This is a genomic window from Leptospira mtsangambouensis (assembly GCF_004770475.1).
In the GTDB taxonomy this organism is placed as follows: domain Bacteria; phylum Spirochaetota; class Leptospiria; order Leptospirales; family Leptospiraceae; genus Leptospira_A; species Leptospira_A mtsangambouensis.
Genome location: NZ_RQHK01000017.1, coordinates 1,236,687 through 1,257,134 on the forward strand (window position 1 = coordinate 1,236,687; position 20,448 = coordinate 1,257,134).

A 20,448-nucleotide genomic window follows, 5' to 3' on the forward strand; every position below is an offset into this window, starting at 1 on the left:
TTTTTTATTGCAAAATTCCGTCCCTCTTCGATGTTTAATTTATGTTTCAGGGCGTTTATACAGCGGTCATCACCCCCTTCCGCCAGGGGAAAATCGATTATGATAGTTATTTTAAAATCCTAGAAAACCAGATTCGGTCCGGAGTGGCGGGTGTGGTTCCTTGTGGGACAACGGGGGAATCTCCCACCCTTTCTTATGAAGAACATAAGGAACTCATCCAAAAGACAGTCAAAGTTGTGGCAGGGAAAATCCAAGTCATTGCGGGCACTGGTTCCAATTCTACAAAAGAAGCCATCGAACTGACGGAGTCTGCTTGTGCGGACGGAGTGGACGGAATTTTAACGGTCAACCCATACTACAACAAACCCACGCAAGAGGGAATGTTTCGTCATTTTACAGAAATTGCCAATGTATCTTCCAAACCGGTGATGTTGTACAATATTCCAGGAAGAACCAATGTCAATTTACTTCCAGAAACAGTAGCAAGACTTGCAGCACATCCAAAAATTGCTGCCATCAAAGAAGCAACTGGTGATTTAGGACAGATGGCAAAGGTAATTGCGGCTACACCACCTGACTTTGATTTGTTGTCTGGTGATGACAACCTAACACTTCCTGTTTTATCCATTGGAGGGAAGGGAGTTGTATCTGTTGTATCCAATCTTTTTCCGCGCGCTTGTGTGGATATGGTTTCTCTCTATTTACGTGGCGACTTAGAAGCATCTAAAAAGATTTATTACAAACTTCTTCCTGTGTTTATCAATGCCTTCATTGAAACCAATCCTATTCCCATCAAAGCAGCAATGAGTTGGTTTGGTTATTGCGAAAATGAACTTCGTCTTCCTATGACTTCTTTATCCGAAGGTTCGGCGGCCGATGCTTTCAAAAAAACTGTATTCCAATTAAAAGAGGAAGGCATTGTCTAAAATCAAAGTTGGTGTCATCGGTGCTGGGGGAAGGATGGGAAAGGCCATCATCCAAGTGCTTTCCCTTTCCAAAAAATCAGAGTTAAGTGCTGCGGTCGTGAGAGAAGGTGCCGTGTATGCTGGATTTGATTCGGGTAACCATGCTGGAATCAAAGAAACTGGAATTTTACTTTCGACCGACTTACAAAAAGCATGTGAGTCGTCGGATGTCCTAATTGATTTTAGTACACATACCGGATTTGAATCCATTTTGAATACGGCTTTAGCCAATAAGAAACCTTTGGTGATTGGAACCACTGGACTTACGGATTCGGATAAAGCTCTCATCCAGTCGGCTGCAACTTCAATTCCCATTGTGTTTTCACCAAACATGTCTGTGGGTGTGAATCTTTTATTTAAACTCACAGAGATTGCAGCAAAAGTGTTAGATGAAGATTTTGATGTCGAAGTTCTCGACATTCATCATAGACACAAAAAAGATGCTCCTTCTGGAACTGCCATGTATTTGAAAGAAGTGTTACTGAATGCCACCAAACGTTCTGAAGAGAATGTCATTTATGGTCGTCATGGAATGTATTCAGAAAGAGACCAAAAAGAAATTGCTATGCATACGATGCGCGCCGGTGAAGTGGTTGGCGAACATACAGTATATTTTTTAAGTCCAGAAGAGAGAATTGAAATCACTCACAAAGCACAAGACCGCAAAACATTTGCTACTGGTGCAGTAAAAGCAGCGGAATTTTTACACGGAAAGTCCAAAGGCCTTTATAATATGTTTGATGTGTTAGGAATATAAATTGGATTTTTTTCGAGGATTATACATCATTCCATGGAGTAAAAATTATATCTCCATATCCTTAGATGTATTAATCGTCGCATTTTTAATTTATAAAACGTATACAACACTTCGTAGAACACGCGGGATCCAACTTTTGCTAGGTGTGGGGATCATTTGGATTTCAGGGAGCCTTGCGGAATACTTAGGGTTTGAACTTCTGGAATGGATTCTCACAAACATTCGTCCAGCTTTGGTATTTGCAATCATTGTTCTTCTGCAGCCAGAACTTCGCCGTTTGACAGGCGACTTAGCAAGGATCCGACTCCTTCGATTGTTTTTTCTCAAACCAACCTTTGATTTAGATCCGATTGTGGAAGCAGTTCGGATCATGTCGCAAGAAAAAACAGGATCCATCATTGTTCTCGTCAAAGATATAAGTTTAAAAGATATATCTGAAAATGCCGTGCCGATGGATGCACAAGTCACGTCGGAAATATTACAAACTATTTTCTTTAAAAATTCTCCCCTGCATGATGGAGCTGTCATCATCGAACAAAATCGTATTGTTTGTGCTGCCTCTTATTTGCCAATGAGTAGTTCAGTAGAAATTGCCACACTAGGTGCAAGGCACCGTTCCGCTTTAGGACTTTCTGAAGAAACAGATGCTATTATTATTGTTACATCAGAGGAAACGGGCGACATTACCATTTGTTTTGAAGGGGAAATGTTGCACCCAGTCAAACCTCTCGAACTCAAAGCGCTAGTGAGTGGGCTTATGAGTGGAACTCGTAGGTCGAAAGACGATTCTCTTCGTAAACCAAAAGAGAAAGATACTGGTGTGAGTATATGATCGTAAAACTTTTTGGAAAAATAGTCCGAAATTGGAAGGCAAAACTTGTTTCGCTAATCATCGCTAGTATTTTTTATGTGAATCTTCAAAACTCCAAAGTTTTAATTAAAACAATCAATGTTCCTGTCGACTATCCGAAGTTATCTGGCAATTTAAACTATTCTAAAAATCCTGAAAAAACAATTCCCGTTCGAGTGGAAGGATTGAAGGATGTGGTCAATTATTATTCCCAATTTATGAAAGCCGTGATTGATCCAGAAGACGTTCAGTTGGGCGTAACGGAAGTGCCAATCAAAAAAATCGTAGGTGTCCCAAGTGGGGTAAAAGTCACCAAACTGAAAAAAACAGTTCCAGTTGAAATTGAATCTCGTGGATTAAAAATTGTTCCTATAGAAGTAGTATTTGAAGGAGCACCACCAGCTAACTTCGAAAAGTTGACTCAAATTGTGAGTCCTCAAAAAATCACACTCAGTGGAAAACCACAAGATTTGGAAAAAATCACAAAGGTCGTATTGCCAGAAATTTCTCTCACCGATAAAAAAGAACCATTTGCGAAAACAGTTCGGATCCCAGATCTCCCTAAAGGTGTGAATGTCCTTGGGTCTCGGGATGTTACTGTGAATGTAAATATCATTCCTTTGTCGTATAAAACTGGGGAACAAACTGCTGCAGGAATTCCTATTGTTTGCTCTGGACAAGACATTCGGTTGGATGCAGAACTTTCAGAAGAACAAGTTGCGATTCGGTATTTTTCTTTAAAACCAATTCGATCAGCGCAAATCCTTACCGGGATTACCGCTCAAGTTCCTTGTAATTATATCTTTGATCCTATCAAAAATAAAATCATCCCCGAATTACAACCGCAAGTTGCTAAGGTTCGGATCATTAAAAACAAAGATTTAAAAGGGATTGAAATTTTACAAATTAGCCCAGAAAAAATCGAGATCCGTTACAAGGTAAAGGAACAAAATCCAAATCCCGATCCAACGGAGGATGGGACTGGAATGGAAGGTCCGGGATCCGTTCCTTCCGACAGATCTTAGTCTTTATTTTAAAAATTCATAAATCTCTTTAAAACTTTCTTCTGGATTTTCCCATTGTGGGTAATGGCCAATCGAATCCCAACGAATGAGTTTTTTATTTTTGATCGGGAGTTTTTCAATTTCATCAGCTAGGTGACGACCACTCACCGGATCTTCTCCTCCATTGATAAAAAGAAGAGGAACTTCTGTTTGCAAGAGGGCATTTTTCCATCTTTCCCCATGGATCCTTCTTTCTTTGATGTATTTCAGAAGTTTATGTGGGATCAAAACCTTGTTTGGATAAGTGATGAGTTTCCAAAGAACAGAAATTTCTTTGTCACTTGGTTTTGTGTTTTTTCCAAATACTTGTGCGAATGCCACTCCAAATTTTTTTTCATCATAAAACCTGGATAAAATAGCACCTAATATAGGTGTGGCGAGGAGTTTTTGTTTGAACGTGGGTCTGTGGAGGTGAGGGAAAAGTCCTCCATTCATAAATACAGCACCATCTATTTCATATTTACGATCACTTCTTTCTAAGTGCCTTGCTAAAATTTCTTGGCCCACACTAACTGCATAATCATGAAAAACAAATTTCACTCTTCGAAGTGCATTCTTTTCAATAAAGTTCTCTATAATATCTGTTTGTTCGATTAAGGTATATTTATGTTTTTTGGGTTTGGAAGAATATCCGAATCCTAAAAAATCAATTGCGATTGTATTGAAGTAACGCGAAAGTCCATTGAAGATTTTGGAATAGTCCCAAGAAGAAGTGGGGAATCCGTGAAGTAGAATTAAGTTTTGTCCTCTTCCTTCTTGGATAAAGAAGATTTGAAACTTCTTATATTCGAAAAATTTACCAGCCGCTAACCATTCAGTAGCGTTCTTTTTTGGAAAGTTTAGATCAACCATATCCGACATAGAACAACAAAAGAGGAAGTGAGTCAAATAGAAGAATTTGCTACTTTCTCATTTCCCGAAAGCCGATCTTTAAAGGGATGGAATCATACCCTCTCATCTATTTTGTAAAACCGGAAGGCACTCTTTCGGATTGGGAATATTTTTGGCATCAGATTCCCTATGGAGCACCTGGTATCCTTACTTTTTTTGTAGGGGTATTTCTTAGTTATTTTGCCTTTCAAAAGTTTCGTAAATCAGATGTTGATAATAAAATTTTTCATTTAAACCTTACCATTTCATTTATTAGTTTTGGATCGGTGGGGCTTGTCCTTACGACTAGAGCTTGGATTCAAGATGTACATACATTAGTCTTTTGGAATGACCTACTTTACTTTTTAGTCGCTCCACTCGCACCAACGGCTTTTTATTTGGCCTACCATATGACTGGCAAACAAAGTAAACTCCTGTTATATTATTCCTATCTTTGTTGGTTCGCAAGTTTTGTATTATACTTTGGTGTTTTGATTGGGAAAGGATTTGAAACTACGGTTTTCGAATTCACTTTTGGTAAGTATCCGAGAGGAAGTTCTTTTGTTCGGCCTTGGGGGATTTTGGCACCACTAGGGTATTTCTTATTAATATTACCATCTTTTATCAAACACTACCAATACATTCGTAAACATTATCACCTAACGTTATTTCATGGTGTGAATTTACTTTTTTTACTCACAACGATGAATGCACCGAGTATTCTTGGATTCAAAGTGTACCCAGGTGGATTCTTTTTATTCATTCCAATGTTACTTGTGGCTTATGGAGTATTTCGTTCTGATTTTTTTGATGTAAATGAACTTTTGTTTCAAAAGAATGGGATGTTCTATTTTCTATTTGCGCTTTTATCCTTTGTTTTGATTTTTATTTCTTTTGGTGTTTCCTTTGGTCTCTCTCCAGAAGCTTACGAGTCAGCTAAATGGTATCCTTGGGGAATTCCTCCCGTAGTATCCGTGTTTGGTGCCGTATTTCTTTCCATCATTGTTGCGGGAGCCAATCCATCAGCAAGGATCAACCAACTCTGTGCTTTTGCCCTCATCCTCACTGGATTTTATGTCATTCAGTCGGTTCCTTTGAAATTAAACATATCCTATGTTGTGCAACTTCGGATTTCGCAAATGACCTTTGTGGCTTTTGCTTTTGCACCAAGCATTATGGTGCGTTTAGTATTTGAAGCCATCGGTCAAAAATCTCCCAGATGGGTACAAGGGATTGATTTACTCTGTGTGAGTGCAGCCATCCTTGCTCCTTCGCCTTATTTATTTGTCGGATATTTTGATTACCCTTGGTCAAGAGTTCATCATGGAGGACCTGCAGAACTTCTTGTGGGAATCAACGGTGCCATTGCTCTAGTTTTAGTGTTAATTACTTTTTTAAGAAACAAAGGTTATATAAACTTTGCATCCAAATGGATCATTGGATCTTTTTTATTATCCGCTGTTTTATTGTTAGCTGCTCTTTTGCCAAGTCATGGATTTCCCATCTATCCATTGGCGGATTTTCAATTTATACCCGCATTTTTACTCGGTTATGCGGTCCTCCGACATGGGGCCTTGTCTTTGGAAGGAAGAACCATCCAACTTAGCCAAAGGCTTGCCAATTTAGGTCTCATCACCATGGCCATTGCAGCCATTTTGTATTTTCCTATGATCCGTGAACAATACGGTGTAGGAGAATCTGCATTTCATTTGACCATGATTGTCATCCCACTTGTATTGTTTAACTACCTTGTGGTTTACATCATGTCTCGTCCTTTGGCAGAAGAACTCGACATCAGCTATTTTTTGTTAGATTTAGAAAAACAAAAAGCAGATGAAGAAAGGGAAAAAGCTTTGATTGCCCAGGACAAAGCAGAAGAAGCTAGAGAAGAATCCGAAAAATTATTACTCAATATTTTGCCTTATAAAGTTGCACAGGAATTAAAACAAAAGGGAAGTGTGACACCTTCTCGGATTGAAAACGTCACAGTCCTTTTTACTGACTTCAAAGGATTTACGAAAGTCGCCGAAGGGATGGATGAACAAAGCCTAATTGAAGAACTTGATGCCTGTTTCACTCAGTTCGATGAAATCATTCTTAGAAACAATTTAGAAAAATTAAAAACCATTGGTGATAGTTATATGTGTGCCGGTGGTGTGCCTGTCGAAACGAGAACTAGTGCCATTGACGCTTGTTTGGCGGCATTAGAAGTCCAAAGTTTTATGAACCAATTGAAGGAAATTAAAACGACACTGAACTTACCATTTTGGGAACTTCGTTTAGGGATTCATACTGGACCGGTTGTGGCGGGAGTTGTTGGACGATTTAAGTTTGCTTATGACATTTGGGGAGATACAGTGAACACTGCCTCACGAATGGAGTCTGGCGGAGAAACAGGTAAAATCAATGTTTCCAAAGAAACCTATGAGTTAGTGAAGTATTTTTTTGTTACCGAATACCGAGGGAAAATTCACGGAAAAAATAAAGGGGATTTGGATATGTATTTTGTCCACCGCCTAAGACCTCGTTATTCGCAAGATCCGGATGGAAAGGCACCTAACCAGTATTTCCGGGAAGTGTATTCCCGGATCACTCATGGTGCCAATATCCGTTGGAAAAAAGAATCTTAACTTAAGTTTCTTTAAGTTTGTTCTTCCTCGGCAAGCCAAGTGCGTAGTAGCTGTGCCACATCTTCTGGTTTTTCTTTTGCCAGGTTGATTGCGTTTTCTAAAAGTTCGCGTCTCAGTTTTTCGTCGAGGGAGAGTTCGACTTCTGCTCCCCCTTCGTCCATCACTCGAAGAGCAGCTTCCCTCATCATTTGTTGTTGAGCCGCTAGTTCTTCTTCTCTGAGTCTTCTTCTTCTTGCGATTTCTTTTTTGATCGCACGGTAAACTAAGATCGCAAGGATGAGTAAGATAAGAATTACAAGTGAAGCAATCACCATATTGCGGATGGCACGTTGTTTTTGAAACTCTTCATCTTCTAAACGAAATTGTTCGGTTCTATCTTTCGGAATGGTAATGACACTGATTTGGTCACCACGTGATCTTGTATAACCAATCGCAGCTTCTAAGTTTTTACGAACGAGTTTTAAATCACTTTCCGCAACAGGAATGTATTTTCTATCATATCCCATTCCATCTTCTCTTTCTTTTCGTTCCCAAACACCATCTACAACAACAGAGAGTCCAATCTTTTCAATTTTCCAAGGTTGGCGTTTGATATCTTTCACACGTTTGTTGAATTCGTAGTTATTGATATTTTCGTCTTTGGAATATTCTGCTTTTTGGTAGTCTGTATCTTTATAACCAGGAGGAAGGTTTGGTTCTGTACCAGCAGGACCATCGGGAGTGAACCCACGTCCCTTAAAAGACTCTTTTGTTTCTTTGGAAGATACTTTTAAGGAATATCCATCCACCAACTTTCTTTCGTTATATGGTGTATCAGGGTTATCTTCTTCCGCAACAACGGGTAATACTTCATTTTCTGTTAAGGATTCTTGATCCCAGTTAAAAGAATATTCAAAACGTGTGATATCAACACGGTCTTCACCACCCAAATACCAACGAAGGGTATTGCGAATGTCGATGAGTCTTTTGACTCGTTCTTCTTCTTCGATTCTCAGTTTTTCTTGGACGATACGAAGTTCTAATCTTTCTTTTTCTAAATCTTCTTCAAAGTCAGAAATGATTTTTCCATCGGGATCGGCAACACTTACGTTTTCTGGTTTTAACTTAGGAACAGCACGTGCGACTAAGTTCACAATCCCTTTGATTTCTTTTTTACTCATTCCTTCCACACCAGGTTTGAAGTGTAATATCACACTGGCTTTGACTGGATAAGAATTGGATTCAAAAAGATCTCCCTCTGGGATGGCGATATTGACATCGGATCTTTCAATCGGTCTTAAGGTATTGAGTGATTTTTCAATCGCACCTTTGAGAGCTCTGTACTTTTTAATGTCTTTGTCGAATTGGGTCTCAGTGAATTTTTCAATGTCGAATAGTTCCCAACCTGTGACACCAGCAGGAATCAAATTTTCTTGCGCAAGTTTTGTGACGATTTCTTGTCTTTGTTCGGGATCTACAGTGATGAGACTTGTATCACTCGAACCATAAGAATAACCGAGAGCATCTAGTTTTTTGGTTACTTCTGAAAAGTCTTTGGAATCCAAATCCTTAAAGAGAACCACTCGGTTTCGTTGTGACGAGACATTGGATAAGATGATGACTGCCACCACCACAACGGCGAGCACACCACCCAAAATCATTTTTTTGGTTTTATCGAGTTTGTTTAACAACTCTTTGAGATTATCGATGATCTTTTGCAGTGGTTCAGGCATAGTACGGGCCTCGTCGAGATTTGAGACATAATCTCTCGGCAAATCCGAAATGTACAAGTACTTTTCGGGAGTAGGCGGAAATTAAGGGGGATTTCGGTTGGGATTCGCATTGACATCTTTTTTGTGTGATTACATTGTAATTACAATGAAAGCGGCAGTCATACAAATCGGAAATTCGAAAGGAATCCGAATTCCCAAAACAGTTTTAGCGGAATGTCAGATAGAAGATGAAGTCGATCTACTGGTAGAGGACAATAAAATCATCATCACCCCTCATAAAAGCAAACCGCGAATGGGTTGGGAAGAGCAATTCAAAGCGATGGCAAAAGAAAACGAGGATGAGTTACTCATTCCAGATTCTATTGATTTGAATTCACAGGATTGGGAATGGTAATCAATCAATACGAAATCTACTTAATCAATTTAGATCCAACCGTTGGGTTTGAAATTCAAAAATCTAGACCTTGTATTGTGATCTCGCCTAATGAAATGAATCAGTTCATTGGAACTGTGATGATTGCGCCGATGAGAACCGCTTCTAAAAGTTATCCCACAAGAGTGGCGCTAACCTTTCAGGGGAAAAGCGGTTCTGTCGTTTTAGACCAAATCAGAACCGTTGATAAATCCAGGTTAGTCCAAAAACTAGGGACAGCAGATTCTAAAACCATTCAGAAAATTAAAAAAGTCATAAAAGAAATGTTAGTCGATTAGACTGAAACTTTCTTTTACGACTCTTAAACCAAATTCCTTAAGCGACACCTTCCACTTTTTGGAACACACGATCAAATCGTTTGAGGGCATCGTCAATCACCGCATCTGTATCGGAAGCACTGGTATAAAGTCTACTTCCGGCAAGAGTCACAAGACCTTCCGACATATAAGCAGCTCCCATTTCTTCCATCGCATGTTTTCGTTTATGTGCTTCTGCGATTGTTTTTTTGATGGTCCAGAACTTCTTGATATTGATATCGAGTAACATAGTACCAACGGTTTCTAAATGGCAAATGGAACCTTGGTTGAAGGCAACAAAAGGAAGGTCATACTTTTTGATGAGTTTTTGTAATCCTTTGGTTAGGCGATCTCCTGCCCTACCTGATTTTTCAAGAGCTCCTGTTTTTTCCATTTCACAAAGTGTAAAGTAACCAGCAGCAGAACTGAGTGGGTTTGCGGCCATCGTTCCACCGATTAACGCCTTTTTGGTGCCCGTTTGTAATCCAGCAGATACATACTTCATGTATTCTTTTTTACCACCAAGTCCACCAGCCGAAGGATATCCACCCGCTACTACTTTTCCAAAGATGGTTAGGTCAGGGCTCACACCGAAATACCCTTGGGCACCGCTAAGACCAATGCGGAAGGCAGTCACCACTTCATCAAAAATCAGAAGAGCACCATATTTATCACAAAGTTCTCTCACTCCTTTGTTGAAATCAAAGTCAAGAGGTCTTGTTCCACTTTCTGGTCCTACTGGTTCAATGAGAACGGCAGCCGTGCCTCCGCAGAAACGATTTCGTTTGAGTACTGACTCTAAAGCGTTCAAATCGTTCGGATAAAATTCTTGTGTGTATTTGAAAATGGATTTAGGAACTCCATTGGCTTCGAAATGTCTTGTGCCAGGAATCCGAAGTCCATAAGCAAGTTGATCGCTCCAACCGTGATAAGCACCACCCATCTTCACGATGTTCTTTTTCTTTGTCGCAAGCCTTGCCACACGAATGGATGCCATACAAGCTTCTGTTCCCGAACCAAGCATTCGAAACATTTCCACAGAAGGAACTAACTCTACAATTTTTTCGGCTAACTTATATTCGTATTCATGAAAAAGACCAGTCACTGGGCCTGTTGTATTGAGAAGTTCGATGACTTTTTTACGGACAATGTTTGGATTACTACCAAGAACGGTCGGCCCACCTGCTTGTAAAAAATCGATGTATTTGTTTCCGTCTAAATCATAGAGATAAGCACCTGATGCTTCTGTGAATACAAGAGGGAATGGATGGTTGAAGGAAAGGTTGTGTTGGACCCCGCCAGGAATGTATTCCGAAGCCTTCGTGATCATGGCTTTGGACTTACTGCATTTTTTATCGAAGTAATTATGAATGATGTCCTCCATCGCGTCTTTACGAATGGAGCGGATCGGAAGGGAAATTAATTTCCTTAGGTCTTTGTAAATCTGGTCTACGTTCGGGTATTCGTTCATGGAAAAGCCTTGGGCCATATAATCTTTCCTCTTCCGGGTCTTTTTTCTTGACAATGAGTGAGTTATCACTCATTGTCAAGAAGGAATTCATAAATTTGATCGAGAATGACGGATTCTTTGGAAAATTGCATAAATTTCCTGGAGAAATCCAGCCTTTTTCGTTTATTGGACGGGGATAGATATGGTAACGAAGCATTTTAATGATAGTTTTGAACGAATTTCCGAAGAAAAGAGAAATCGGATTTTATCGACAGCCATTTCTGAATTTGCCAACCGTGGGTTTACGAGTGCTAATACCAATACCATTGCTCAAAAAGCGGGGATCAGTGTTGGATCTCTCTATAAATACTTTGAAACCAAAGAGGATTTTTTTCTCACGGTAGTGGACCATGGAATCACCCAATTAGAAAAAACCTTAGAGTCTATTCTTTCCATGGATCTGGATATGTTTGGTAAAATTGAAAAAATCATTCGTATCATCCAAACCCATTCGCGGATCAACCAAGACATCATTCGCCTCTATAATGAAATGACAACAGAAAGTAATTATGAACTCATCACTCGTTTGTCAGGTGAGTTAGAATCGTTATCTGCTAAATGTTATATTGAAATGATAAACCTTGCGAAAAAAGAAGGAACGATCGCATCCGATGTGGATAGTAACCTATCTGCTTTTTTACTCGATAATATTTTTATGACACTTCAGTTTTCCTATTCCACAGTGTATTATAAAGAAAGAATGAAGATCTATTTGGGTGAAGATATTTTTGATAAGGACGAAGACGTTGTGACGGGAGTCATGCGAGTGATTCGCAGGGCACTGGGCGGTTAGATAACATAACCTTCTTTTAAGTTATCGACTGTGAGTCAGGTTTGGATCAAACAATAACATAAATGATATGATAAAGGCTATCCTATTCGATTACGATGATACTTTAGTCCAAACAAGAAAGACTCGTTACAATACGATATACAAACTATCGGAAGAACTTTTTAAAACGAAAATCACTGAAAAAGAAATTGATGCGGCTTGGGGACTTCCTGCGGAAGAATTTTTACTGAAACTCTTTGGACGATTTTCTTCAGACATTCATTATCTTTGGTCTATCTATATAGAGTTTTCAAAAAAAGATTTAAACATTCCTCATTTGAATGCTTTTGATTTTATCGATAAATATAAAAACTTTGTAAAATTTGGAATTGTCACATCATCCAGTGAAAAAGTTGTCATTCGCGAACTGAATGAACTTGAAGTTGATACGAATTTATTTTTGCAGATCCAAACCTCTGATCATACTGCTGTTCACAAACCGAATCCAAATGTCTTTGAACCAATCTATGGATTATTAAAAAATAAGAATATAAGTAAGAATGAGGTCATCTATATAGGTGATTCGCCTGCTGATTATGAATCTGCTGATGGTTTTGGATTCCATTTCCTCGGGATCGCACATGATGATAGGCATCTTTCTTATTTTCAAACTGGGGAAATCCCATTCGTTCGAAATTTTTTGGAATTGGAAGAGTATTTAATCAATCAATACGGGTTCTTATAGAGAGCGATCGTTAGTTTGTGTGTTTTGCATTCTTGTATGCGATAACGATAGCAAACAAAACAGTAAGAGAAGGAGAAGATTGCCCAATGAAAGATTTGAATGATTATGTAAATGCATACAAAAAACAACTCCAAATCGGAGACATCCAAGAAGCATACGCAAGTCTTGTAAAATACGTAACCAAACTCGGTACCACTTTATCCAAAAACCTTTCTAAAAGTTATTCCTTCGGAAGTCTTTTTCAAGGCTATATGGACTATACCTATTTTTATTACACAAACAAGTTCTTGTGTTAGAAATTCTTCCCCTAACTTTCCATAAACGGTGATTCTTTTAACCAAAACACCATCACAAAATTAATCAGTGATAGGAAGAGAAGGATATAAAGAAACGATATCATCCCAAAAAAGTTTAATCCCAAGATAAATAGAATCCCCGATACTTGTCCGACTAGAAGTAACAATCCTTGGGAAGTCGATTCTGGTGCGGGGGATGTGATCTCCGCACAGTATTGAAATCCGATAGGGGCTCCAATGCCGAGAAGAAAAAATCCAATGATCACGGAACCTGTGAGTAGGAAAATAAATCCTTGGAATAAGGTAAATAAACTAAGGCCCAAGAGAAATCCTGCCATCGCAATGATGAGAAATAATTTTCTTTTTTGCAATTTATCGGATAACGGAGGAATGATGATCCCTCCAATGATTCCAGAGATGAGCATCACTCCGCCCACAAGTCCTGATTCGTCGATATTCAGTCCTTTGATTTCGCAAATTTGATCAATACAAGTGCTGACCGCATTGAAGACTCCAAGTCCGATGAGAAACAAAAATAGGATTTTTCTCATGTCCTTCTGTTTCCATAAAAAACGAAGTCCTTCCAAAAAAGGGAGTTCATGGTCTTCTCCGTGAGTGCTTGGAGATGTGGGAGGTTTTTCTTTGATGAGCAAAAGAAAAAGAACGGCTGAAGCTACAGAAACAAAACCGTAAATCATCATCACTCCTGGAATGGAATTTCCTGATTGGAGTAAGATGGGGGTGAGGATCATCACAAGAATGATTCCGAGAAATTGTGCGAGAGTTCCCAGGGCAACGGCAGTGGCTCTTTCTTGGATGGGAAACCATAAGACACTGATTTTTGTGACGGCATTCAGTAAAAACGGTTGGGCTATGGCTAGTCCAATTTGGCAGAAGAGCACAATGGTATAATCTGCGGCATAAATCCCTTTGAGTAAACCACAAACACCTGTTAGTATGGCCCCAAACCCAACTCCTTTTTTAATCCCATAAGTATCAATTACATAAGATGCGGGAATGGCGATGAAAACAAAAACTCCGAGGAATACAAGGGAGAGTAAATCAATTTGGAGTGGGCTTACATGATAAAATTCTTTGGCATCGCGTGCAATGGGAGCATAAGTCAACCATTGCAAACAAATGGTTGCGGTGATGACGATGTAGGCGAAAAGAACGACCCAGCGGTAAGAATATAGTTTTGGAGGGTTTTGGCTCATTTTGACTCCCTTTTTTGCAATGGATGGAATTTACTTTTAACCATTTGTTCGGAATAAATTCTCTCACAGAGAAATCCCGAAGGAAAATGATTTGCCATCCGAGCCGATGATTCTAAATCTTTGTGAGTCATCACTCACTTTTTTCCATTTCCAGGAGAAAAACGAAACGCCCATCTGTTCGGTTCTCCGTAAGTGGTAGATAGGCCGGGGGATGTGCAGAAGCGAACCGATGGAGTTTACATGGAATCTGGATATATACTGACTTATGATATTGGCACGACAGGAGTCAAAACTTGTCTCTTCCGGATCTCGAAGGCGCTGGAACTGGTGCAATCTGCCACAAAAGAATATTCGATCCATCTTTTAGAAAATGGAGGAGCAGAACAAAATCCAGATGACTGGTGGTCCTCAATGAAGGATACCACAACAGAAATATTATCCCAATCCAAAATTCATCCAGACTCCATCCAAGGAATTTCTTTTTGTTCACAGATGCAAGGCCTTGTCCTTACCGATGCAAAGTTCCAAGTGGTCCGACCAGCGATGAGTTATATGGACCAAAGAGCATCCCAAGAAATGAAAAAAGGGATTGTACACGGTTTTAAAATTGAAGGAATCAACGCCATTAAACTCTTGTTATCTCTTTGGATCACGGGAGCAGTGGCTGCCAGTGTAAAGGATCCTATTTGGAAATACAAATGGGTCGAAAAAAATGAACCAGAAAAATTTTCGAAAGTAAAGTGGTGGTTTGATGTAAAAGAATATCTAATCGCACGCTCTACAAACGAAGCCGTTATGACGAGAGATTCTGCTTTTGCTACTTTTTTATATAACTCCAGAGTAGGAAAAGGAAATTGGAGTCCCCTTTTATGTAAATTGTTCGGTGTTCGGTTGGATCATTTGCCAAAGATAGTCAATTCTTCTGACCGAGTGGGAGGACTTACAAAAGAAGCTGCAGATTTTTTGGGACTCAAAGAAAACATATCCGTGTTTGGTGGTGGTGGTGATGCCTCTCTGATTGGTGTGGGAGCTGGGGCAGTGAGTGAAGGTGACACTCATATCTATGCAGGAACTTCCGGGTGGATATCAACGGTCACAAAAAAGAGAACAGTGGATATTGGAGCAAGGATCGCCTCGATAGTTGGAGCAAGAGAAGGGTATTATAATTATTTTGGAGAACAAGAAACATCTGGCAAATGTTTGCAATGGGTAAGAGACCATTTGGCCTTAGATGAAATAGATTTATATTTAGAAAAAAAGAAAATCACCGATGGTCCTGATGCCGTGTATGAAAGTTTATTCGAGTTTATGTTTGATTCGATCAAAGATACCGAACCTGGATCTCATGGAGTGATTTTTACACCGTGGCTTCATGGGAATCGTTGTCCTTTCGAAGACCCAAAAGCAAGAGGGATATTCTTTAACATCAGTTTGAACACAGGCAAAAGAACTCTCATCCGAGCTGTAGTGGAAGGAATTCTTTTTCATAAACGTTGGATTTTGGAATTGTCTCATCGTAAGATACCCACTTCCAATACAATTCGATTTGTGGGTGGTGTAGCAAGGTCTGCTTTTATCTGTCAGTTGTTAGCTGATATCACGGGAAAAACCATTGAAAGGGTAGTTCATCCGGAAAACGTTGGCGCGATGGGAGCTGCTGCCATTGTTGCTTTTGGAATTGGAAAAATTCAAAAATTTGAAGAGATCAAATCAATGATCCCCATCCAAGACAAATGGACTCCCAATCCAAATCATAAAGCGATTTACGATAAAAACTTTAAGGTCTTTCAAAACCTCTACAAAGTGAATCAAAACAATTTTGCAATTTTAAATACATAAGTTCGGGAATAGGAAATGGATAAACAAAACAAAGAATATAGTATGAAAAGTTTGGGGAAACCTTTTGCGATTGGTAGATCGGCAGATCTATTTGCTTTGCCTGAGAATAAAATTCTAAAACTTTTTTTTCCAGAAGCAAAAGAATCGGAAATCGATTTAGAAGTAGAAAATACTGTTGAGGCAAACAGAAAGGGCGCATCCAGGATGCGATGTTATGGAAAAGCCAAAGTAGAAAATCGATTCGGAATTATTTTCGATCGTCTGAATGGAATTTCACTCACAAAACTTCCTGATAAAAATCCATTGGAACTCTTTCGTATCGCCGGCAAATTAGCGCGCCTACACTACGGTATCCATCAAATTGAATCGGAACGTTTTAAAGATATTAAGGAAATTCTGAAACATTGTTTGGATTCAAAACCACTTTCTTTTTTGGACGCTGGTGAAAAAGAAATTGCTAAATCCTATATTGCCGGCTTACCCAATGGAAATTCCATTCTTCATTTGGATTTTCATCCAGAAAACGTGATCGTAGAAGGGAAAGATGAGATCATCATTGATTGGATGACTGCGGCAAAAGGAAATCCGGCTGCAGATGTTGCTTTCACCTTTCTTTTGTTTACTGATGGGGAACTATGGCCTGGGACACCAAAATTAAAAATCATCTTTTATACAATCATCCGAAAGTTTATCCTTAGTGGGTATTTAAAGGTATATAAAAGCTTAAGTGGAATGACCGATGCCCAAATTTCTGCTTGGAGACTTCCGGCACTCATTCTTCGTTTGGGCCTATGGAATATCGAGAGTGAAAGAGAGAGTCTAAAAGCACAAATCACTCGTTTGGTGGCAAATGGTGGTAAAGTATGAATTTAAAGTTAGATCGTTTTATCGATTCTTACAATGGTGAAGAATTTGATGTCACTATCATTGGTGGAGGGATTACAGGCGCCACTTTAGCTTATGAAGTGGCTAGTCGTGGTTATACGGTTGCCTTGCTTGAAAAAAAAGATTTTGGCGGAGCCACTTCTGCGGCCACTGGAAAGTTGATTCATGGTGGGCTTCGTTATTTAAAACAATTTGAAATCGGACTTGTGAGAGAGGCCTTAAAAGAAAGAAGGATTCTTTCTAACATCGCTCCCAATTTAGTTTATCCCTATCCAATGGTACTTCCAAAACCTGGACTCATAGCAAGGATTGGACTTTTTGTATATGATCTTCTTTCTTTTGATAGCAAATGGACTTGGGATGAATCCAAACAAATTCCCAACCATAAATACCTCAAACGAAAAGAACTGCTCCAAAAGAACTTGGGTGATTTTGAAGATGCAGCATATTTTTATGATGCCATTTGTTTGAGCCCAGAGAGGTTAACCCTCAGTTTTTTAAAATCTGCTGCTTCCTATGGTGCCAAAATTGCAAACTATACAGTGGTTGATGATTTGATTTGGAAAGACAATGCAGTGGTCGGAATCCAAGTGCGAGATGCACTTTCCGATAAAAAATACGAAATTCGTTCTAAGGTTACTATCAATGCATCGGGTCCTTGGACTCACAATATACTTTCCAAATCTCCTAAAACAAAACAACCCATGCCGAAAAAAAGATCGGAAGGGATCTATATCATCACTAAAAAGTTAACAAACCTAATGACTCTTTATGTGGGAGACAAAGGTCATTTCAGTTTTGCCCCTTGGCGTGGACATTCAATGATTGGCCCAACTGAAAAATCATATTTTGGCAATGTGGAAGATTGGAAACTGACCAAAGAAAGTATCTCCGAGTTTATCGACTATATCAACGAAACATCTCATATTAAAGAGAAGTTGTCGATGGATGATGTGATTTTTGCTTACGGTGGTCTTCGTCCACTCATTGAAAGTTCGGATGATACTTATTCTGCTTCGAGAAGGTCAGAACTTTATGATCATGCCAGGGATGGAATCCAAGGTCTGATCACCGCAGCAGGTGGAAAATACACCACAAGTCGGAATTTTGCTGAATCGATTTTTAAAAGGATCAAAAAGAAACTTGAGAAAAAATCAACAGAGAATATTTCCGCAAAACAATACTTATACGCTTCTCAAATTCCCAATATTGAAATTTTCATCCAAGGGGCTCAGAAACAAAACACAGAATTCTCTGAAAAGACAATCGATTATTTGGTCCGTCATTATGGGTTACAATATGAGATCATTTTGGAGTTTGCAAGAAAGACTAAAAACTTGGCAGCTGTTTTGAATGCGGATGGAGAATTATTGGCAGAAGTTGTCTATGTGATTCGTTACGAAATGGCAAAATCCCTTTCAGATATTTTCTTAAGAAGAACAGGTCTTGGAACACTCGGGATTCTCTCTGATGAAATTATGAAAGCGATCATTGACACAGCTGCTTTGGAATGGAACTGGTCAGAAGAAACAAAAAAGAAAGAAACAGAATCAATTTACAAAACTTTAAAATTACCTGTGTGATTTTTCCCGTTTTATAATTTTCGGCTGACAAAGATCACTTTACCCATGTACTATTTTGGTATGGGCAAAGTGATCACGATTGATACGGAGTATGCAAACTTCTCGGAGGTGGCTTCGGCTTATCTTTTGGAGGAGGAAGGTTATGGAGTGGTTGTGGAAACCAATACCACCCATGCCATCCCAAAAATTCTGAAGGTCATGGATTCCGAAGGTGTCAAGCCTGAGAACCTCGACTATGTGATTGTGACCCATGTGCACCTAGATCATGCTGGTGGGGCCTGGGCACTCCTCGAAGCCTGTCCGAATGCGATCCTCCTCGCTCATCCCAAAACCGCCAAACACTTGATAGATCCAAGTTTACTCATCAAAAGTGCCACGTCCGTCTATGGAAAAGAAAACTTTGTTTCCTTATATGGCGAAATCAAACCCATTCCGAAAGATAGGGTGCGAGTGATGGAAGATGGAGAGTGGCTTAGTTGGAAAGACCATTCCTTTCAGTTTATTTACACCAAAGGACATGCGAACCACCACTTTTGTATATATGATCAAAAAACAAATGGGATCTATACTGGGGATTCTTTTGGAATTTCTTATCCTCAATTAGAAAATGGAAAACGATTTATTTTTCCTACCACAACACCCACTGACTTTGATTTTGCGGAAGCGATTCACTCGTTAAATCTAATTTTGGATACGGGAGCTGAGGTAGCTTACCTCACTCACTTTGGCCCGATTGGTGATTTAAAAAAGAATGCAGAGGACTTGAAGTTAGGACTGACTTTATGCAGTGAAGCCATTCAGGTTTTAGAGACAATTCCCAAGGAAGAACGTCTCATTTTTATGGAATCAAAAGTGAAAGCCATGATCCAAACTTTAGCAAACAATAATTCCATCACACTGACTCAGTCTGATTGGAAGTTACTACATCTAGATGTAAATTTGAATGCACAAGGGTTAGTGTATGCCTTTGAAAAGAAACAACCCAAAGTATAAATACCAACATAATTATATACTGAATCAAATGAACCAGAATCTATATAAATCAAGGAATGGGTGGATTCATTTATTTTTATCGCCTTTCATTTTTATCAACTTAGTTTCCTTTTTGATTTTTTTTGGTGTTCAATGTTCTTTGGCAACCAAATCGAAAAAATCCAAGGAACCTCAAATCCAAATCCAATTTATTTCAGATGAGTATGAAGAAACCAAATCGATTCCTTCGTCTTTGTTTGAATCAAAGGATTTACTTTTGATTCTTGCTGAGTTATCTAAAAAAGAAGATCCAGCAATGCGTTTTATTTCTACCAACAGAACCGAAGAAATTATGGAAGTGAATGGAAAATCCAATTCTTGGTCAGAAGGTTGGGTGATTTATGTGAATGAAGAAAAAATTGATGGGGTCCAAATGAAACGGGGAGTGCGTGTCAGCCCCAGTGATAAAATTGAAATTCGGTATGAGGCAGTCGAACGTGTATTTGGTCGTCCTACCTCATAGTCCAATGTTTTGATCGAAACGATTTTAACAAAAAAAACCATCGAGCCAATATCGATTGGTCCAGTGCTTTAAATTTTATCTAAGCGTTGTGAGTTCTCTGTAAGCTCTGACAAATCCATCAGACATTGTTTTTGCAAATGTCAATGAGATCCGAGCCTTCTCTGCTGCAATCATCACATCATGAAGTTCTACAGAATTTGGATCAAAAACAATTTTTTGAGTGAGTTCATCTGCTTCTACTTGTTGGTCATTCACTTGTTCGAATGCTTTTTTTAAGGCATCTCCAAATGTTCCAGCCACTTCATCGGGAGACTTGGCTTCATTGGTTTTGCCATAGTGACGTTCGTTAGAGCGAAAGATTCCTACCTTGTCACCTTGTGGGAGTAGGGAATGTGGTTTGTAAGTTTGGGAACTACTATTGGAAATGCGATCAATGGACATTGGGTCTTTCCTCACTCTAAACATCGACCAAATTCAGAAAACCTAAATAAAAAAATTATGTCACATTAAAAAAAAGGAAAATCACGGA

General features: G+C 39.1%; 20 protein-coding genes. 15 read left to right on the forward strand and 5 right to left on the reverse strand.

Annotation, left to right across the window (positions count from 1 at the left end; translation table 11 throughout):
- Positions 1-41 precede the first annotated feature (41 nt).
- From dapA to EHR01_RS18340, 4 genes are read left to right on the forward strand one after another with little or no spacing between them, the layout of a single operon-like run.
- Positions 42-926 carry a 4-hydroxy-tetrahydrodipicolinate synthase gene (dapA, locus tag EHR01_RS18325; RefSeq protein WP_135697038.1) on the forward strand — a complete coding sequence of 295 codons (885 nt, stop codon included), beginning with the start codon at positions 42-44 and terminating at the stop codon, positions 924-926.
- Positions 919-1,722: a 4-hydroxy-tetrahydrodipicolinate reductase gene (gene dapB / locus EHR01_RS18330; protein WP_135697040.1), complete on the forward strand. Its 804-nt coding sequence runs from the start codon at positions 919-921 to the stop codon at positions 1,720-1,722. The genes dapA and dapB overlap by 8 nt, the downstream gene beginning before the upstream one ends.
- Position 1,723: 1 nt before the next feature.
- On the forward strand, positions 1,724-2,554 hold the full coding sequence (gene cdaA / locus EHR01_RS18335; RefSeq protein ID WP_135697043.1) for a diadenylate cyclase CdaA: 831 nt from the start codon (positions 1,724-1,726) through the stop codon (positions 2,552-2,554).
- A complete protein-coding gene (locus EHR01_RS18340; protein ID WP_135697045.1) occupies positions 2,551-3,597 on the forward strand; it encodes a CdaR family protein in 1,047 nt (348 codons plus the stop codon). The genes cdaA and EHR01_RS18340 overlap by 4 nt, the downstream gene beginning before the upstream one ends.
- Before the next feature lie 3 nt (positions 3,598-3,600).
- Here EHR01_RS18340 and EHR01_RS18345 read toward each other — a convergent pair whose 3' ends face one another.
- A complete protein-coding gene (locus EHR01_RS18345; RefSeq protein WP_244310184.1) occupies positions 3,601-4,488 on the reverse strand; it encodes an alpha/beta fold hydrolase in 888 nt (295 codons plus the stop codon).
- Positions 4,489-4,574: 86 nt separating this feature from the next.
- On the opposite strand from EHR01_RS18345, the gene EHR01_RS18350 reads away from it, so the two are divergent.
- Positions 4,575-7,136 (forward strand): adenylate/guanylate cyclase domain-containing protein, encoded by a 2,562-nt coding sequence (locus tag EHR01_RS18350; protein WP_135697050.1) that lies wholly within the window; start codon positions 4,575-4,577, stop codon positions 7,134-7,136.
- An 11-nt stretch (positions 7,137-7,147) separates the two neighbouring features.
- Here EHR01_RS18350 and fliF read toward each other — a convergent pair whose 3' ends face one another.
- Positions 7,148-8,848: a flagellar basal-body MS-ring/collar protein FliF gene (gene fliF / locus EHR01_RS18355; protein ID WP_135697052.1), complete on the reverse strand. Its 1,701-nt coding sequence runs from the start codon at positions 8,846-8,848 to the stop codon at positions 7,148-7,150.
- Positions 8,849-8,993: 145 nt separating this feature from the next.
- Between fliF and EHR01_RS18360 the strand changes: the two genes are divergently transcribed.
- Positions 8,994-9,242 (forward strand): AbrB/MazE/SpoVT family DNA-binding domain-containing protein, encoded by a 249-nt coding sequence (locus tag EHR01_RS18360; RefSeq protein WP_135697457.1) that lies wholly within the window; start codon positions 8,994-8,996, stop codon positions 9,240-9,242.
- A complete protein-coding gene (locus tag EHR01_RS18365; RefSeq protein WP_135697054.1) occupies positions 9,236-9,559 on the forward strand; it encodes a type II toxin-antitoxin system PemK/MazF family toxin in 324 nt (107 codons plus the stop codon). Before EHR01_RS18360 ends, EHR01_RS18365 begins: the two co-directional genes overlap by 7 nt.
- Positions 9,560-9,596: 37 nt before the next feature.
- Here the strand turns inward: EHR01_RS18365 and EHR01_RS18370 are convergent, their stop codons facing one another.
- The gene (locus EHR01_RS18370; protein ID WP_135697056.1) at positions 9,597-11,066 is read right to left on the reverse strand and encodes an aspartate aminotransferase family protein; all 1,470 of its coding nucleotides are present in this window, start codon (positions 11,064-11,066) and stop codon (positions 9,597-9,599) included.
- Between the two features lie 163 nt (positions 11,067-11,229).
- Between EHR01_RS18370 and EHR01_RS18375 the strand changes: the two genes are divergently transcribed.
- The 3 genes from EHR01_RS18375 (at position 11,230) to EHR01_RS18385 (ending at position 12,900) form a co-directional block, all read left to right on the forward strand.
- Positions 11,230-11,880 (forward strand): TetR/AcrR family transcriptional regulator, encoded by a 651-nt coding sequence (locus EHR01_RS18375; RefSeq protein ID WP_135697058.1) that lies wholly within the window; start codon positions 11,230-11,232, stop codon positions 11,878-11,880.
- Positions 11,881-11,947: 67 nt separating this feature from the next.
- Positions 11,948-12,604, forward strand: a complete 657-nt coding sequence (locus EHR01_RS18380) for an HAD-IA family hydrolase (RefSeq protein ID WP_135697060.1) — start codon at positions 11,948-11,950, stop codon at positions 12,602-12,604.
- An 86-nt stretch (positions 12,605-12,690) separates the two neighbouring features.
- Positions 12,691-12,900: a DUF7000 family protein gene (locus EHR01_RS18385; protein WP_244310185.1), complete on the forward strand. Its 210-nt coding sequence runs from the start codon at positions 12,691-12,693 to the stop codon at positions 12,898-12,900.
- 11 nt (positions 12,901-12,911) lie between these two features.
- Here the strand turns inward: EHR01_RS18385 and EHR01_RS18390 are convergent, their stop codons facing one another.
- On the reverse strand, positions 12,912-14,117 hold the full coding sequence (locus EHR01_RS18390) for an MFS transporter (RefSeq protein WP_135697062.1): 1,206 nt from the start codon (positions 14,115-14,117) through the stop codon (positions 12,912-12,914).
- 240 nt (positions 14,118-14,357) lie between these two features.
- On the opposite strand from EHR01_RS18390, the gene EHR01_RS18400 reads away from it, so the two are divergent.
- Genes EHR01_RS18400 through EHR01_RS18420 form a run of 5 tightly spaced genes read left to right on the forward strand, consistent with a single transcriptional unit; the run spans position 14,358 to position 19,919 of the window.
- Complete coding sequence (locus EHR01_RS18400; protein WP_135697459.1) at positions 14,358-15,956, forward strand: xylulokinase; 1,599 nt, start codon at positions 14,358-14,360, stop codon at positions 15,954-15,956.
- Between the two features lie 15 nt (positions 15,957-15,971).
- Positions 15,972-16,823 (forward strand): aminoglycoside phosphotransferase family protein, encoded by an 852-nt coding sequence (locus EHR01_RS18405; RefSeq protein WP_135697064.1) that lies wholly within the window; start codon positions 15,972-15,974, stop codon positions 16,821-16,823.
- On the forward strand, positions 16,820-18,424 hold the full coding sequence (locus tag EHR01_RS18410; protein ID WP_135697066.1) for a glycerol-3-phosphate dehydrogenase/oxidase: 1,605 nt from the start codon (positions 16,820-16,822) through the stop codon (positions 18,422-18,424). The genes EHR01_RS18405 and EHR01_RS18410 overlap by 4 nt, the downstream gene beginning before the upstream one ends.
- 60 nt (positions 18,425-18,484) lie before the next feature.
- Complete coding sequence (locus EHR01_RS18415; protein WP_135697461.1) at positions 18,485-19,417, forward strand: MBL fold metallo-hydrolase; 933 nt, start codon at positions 18,485-18,487, stop codon at positions 19,415-19,417.
- 28 nt (positions 19,418-19,445) lie between these two features.
- Positions 19,446-19,919 carry a hypothetical protein gene (locus EHR01_RS18420; RefSeq protein ID WP_244310186.1) on the forward strand — a complete coding sequence of 158 codons (474 nt, stop codon included), beginning with the start codon at positions 19,446-19,448 and terminating at the stop codon, positions 19,917-19,919.
- Between the two features lie 75 nt (positions 19,920-19,994).
- Here EHR01_RS18420 and fliE read toward each other — a convergent pair whose 3' ends face one another.
- Complete coding sequence (fliE, locus tag EHR01_RS18425) at positions 19,995-20,360, reverse strand: flagellar hook-basal body complex protein FliE (RefSeq protein WP_135697068.1); 366 nt, start codon at positions 20,358-20,360, stop codon at positions 19,995-19,997.
- Positions 20,361-20,448: the final 88 nt, after the last annotated feature.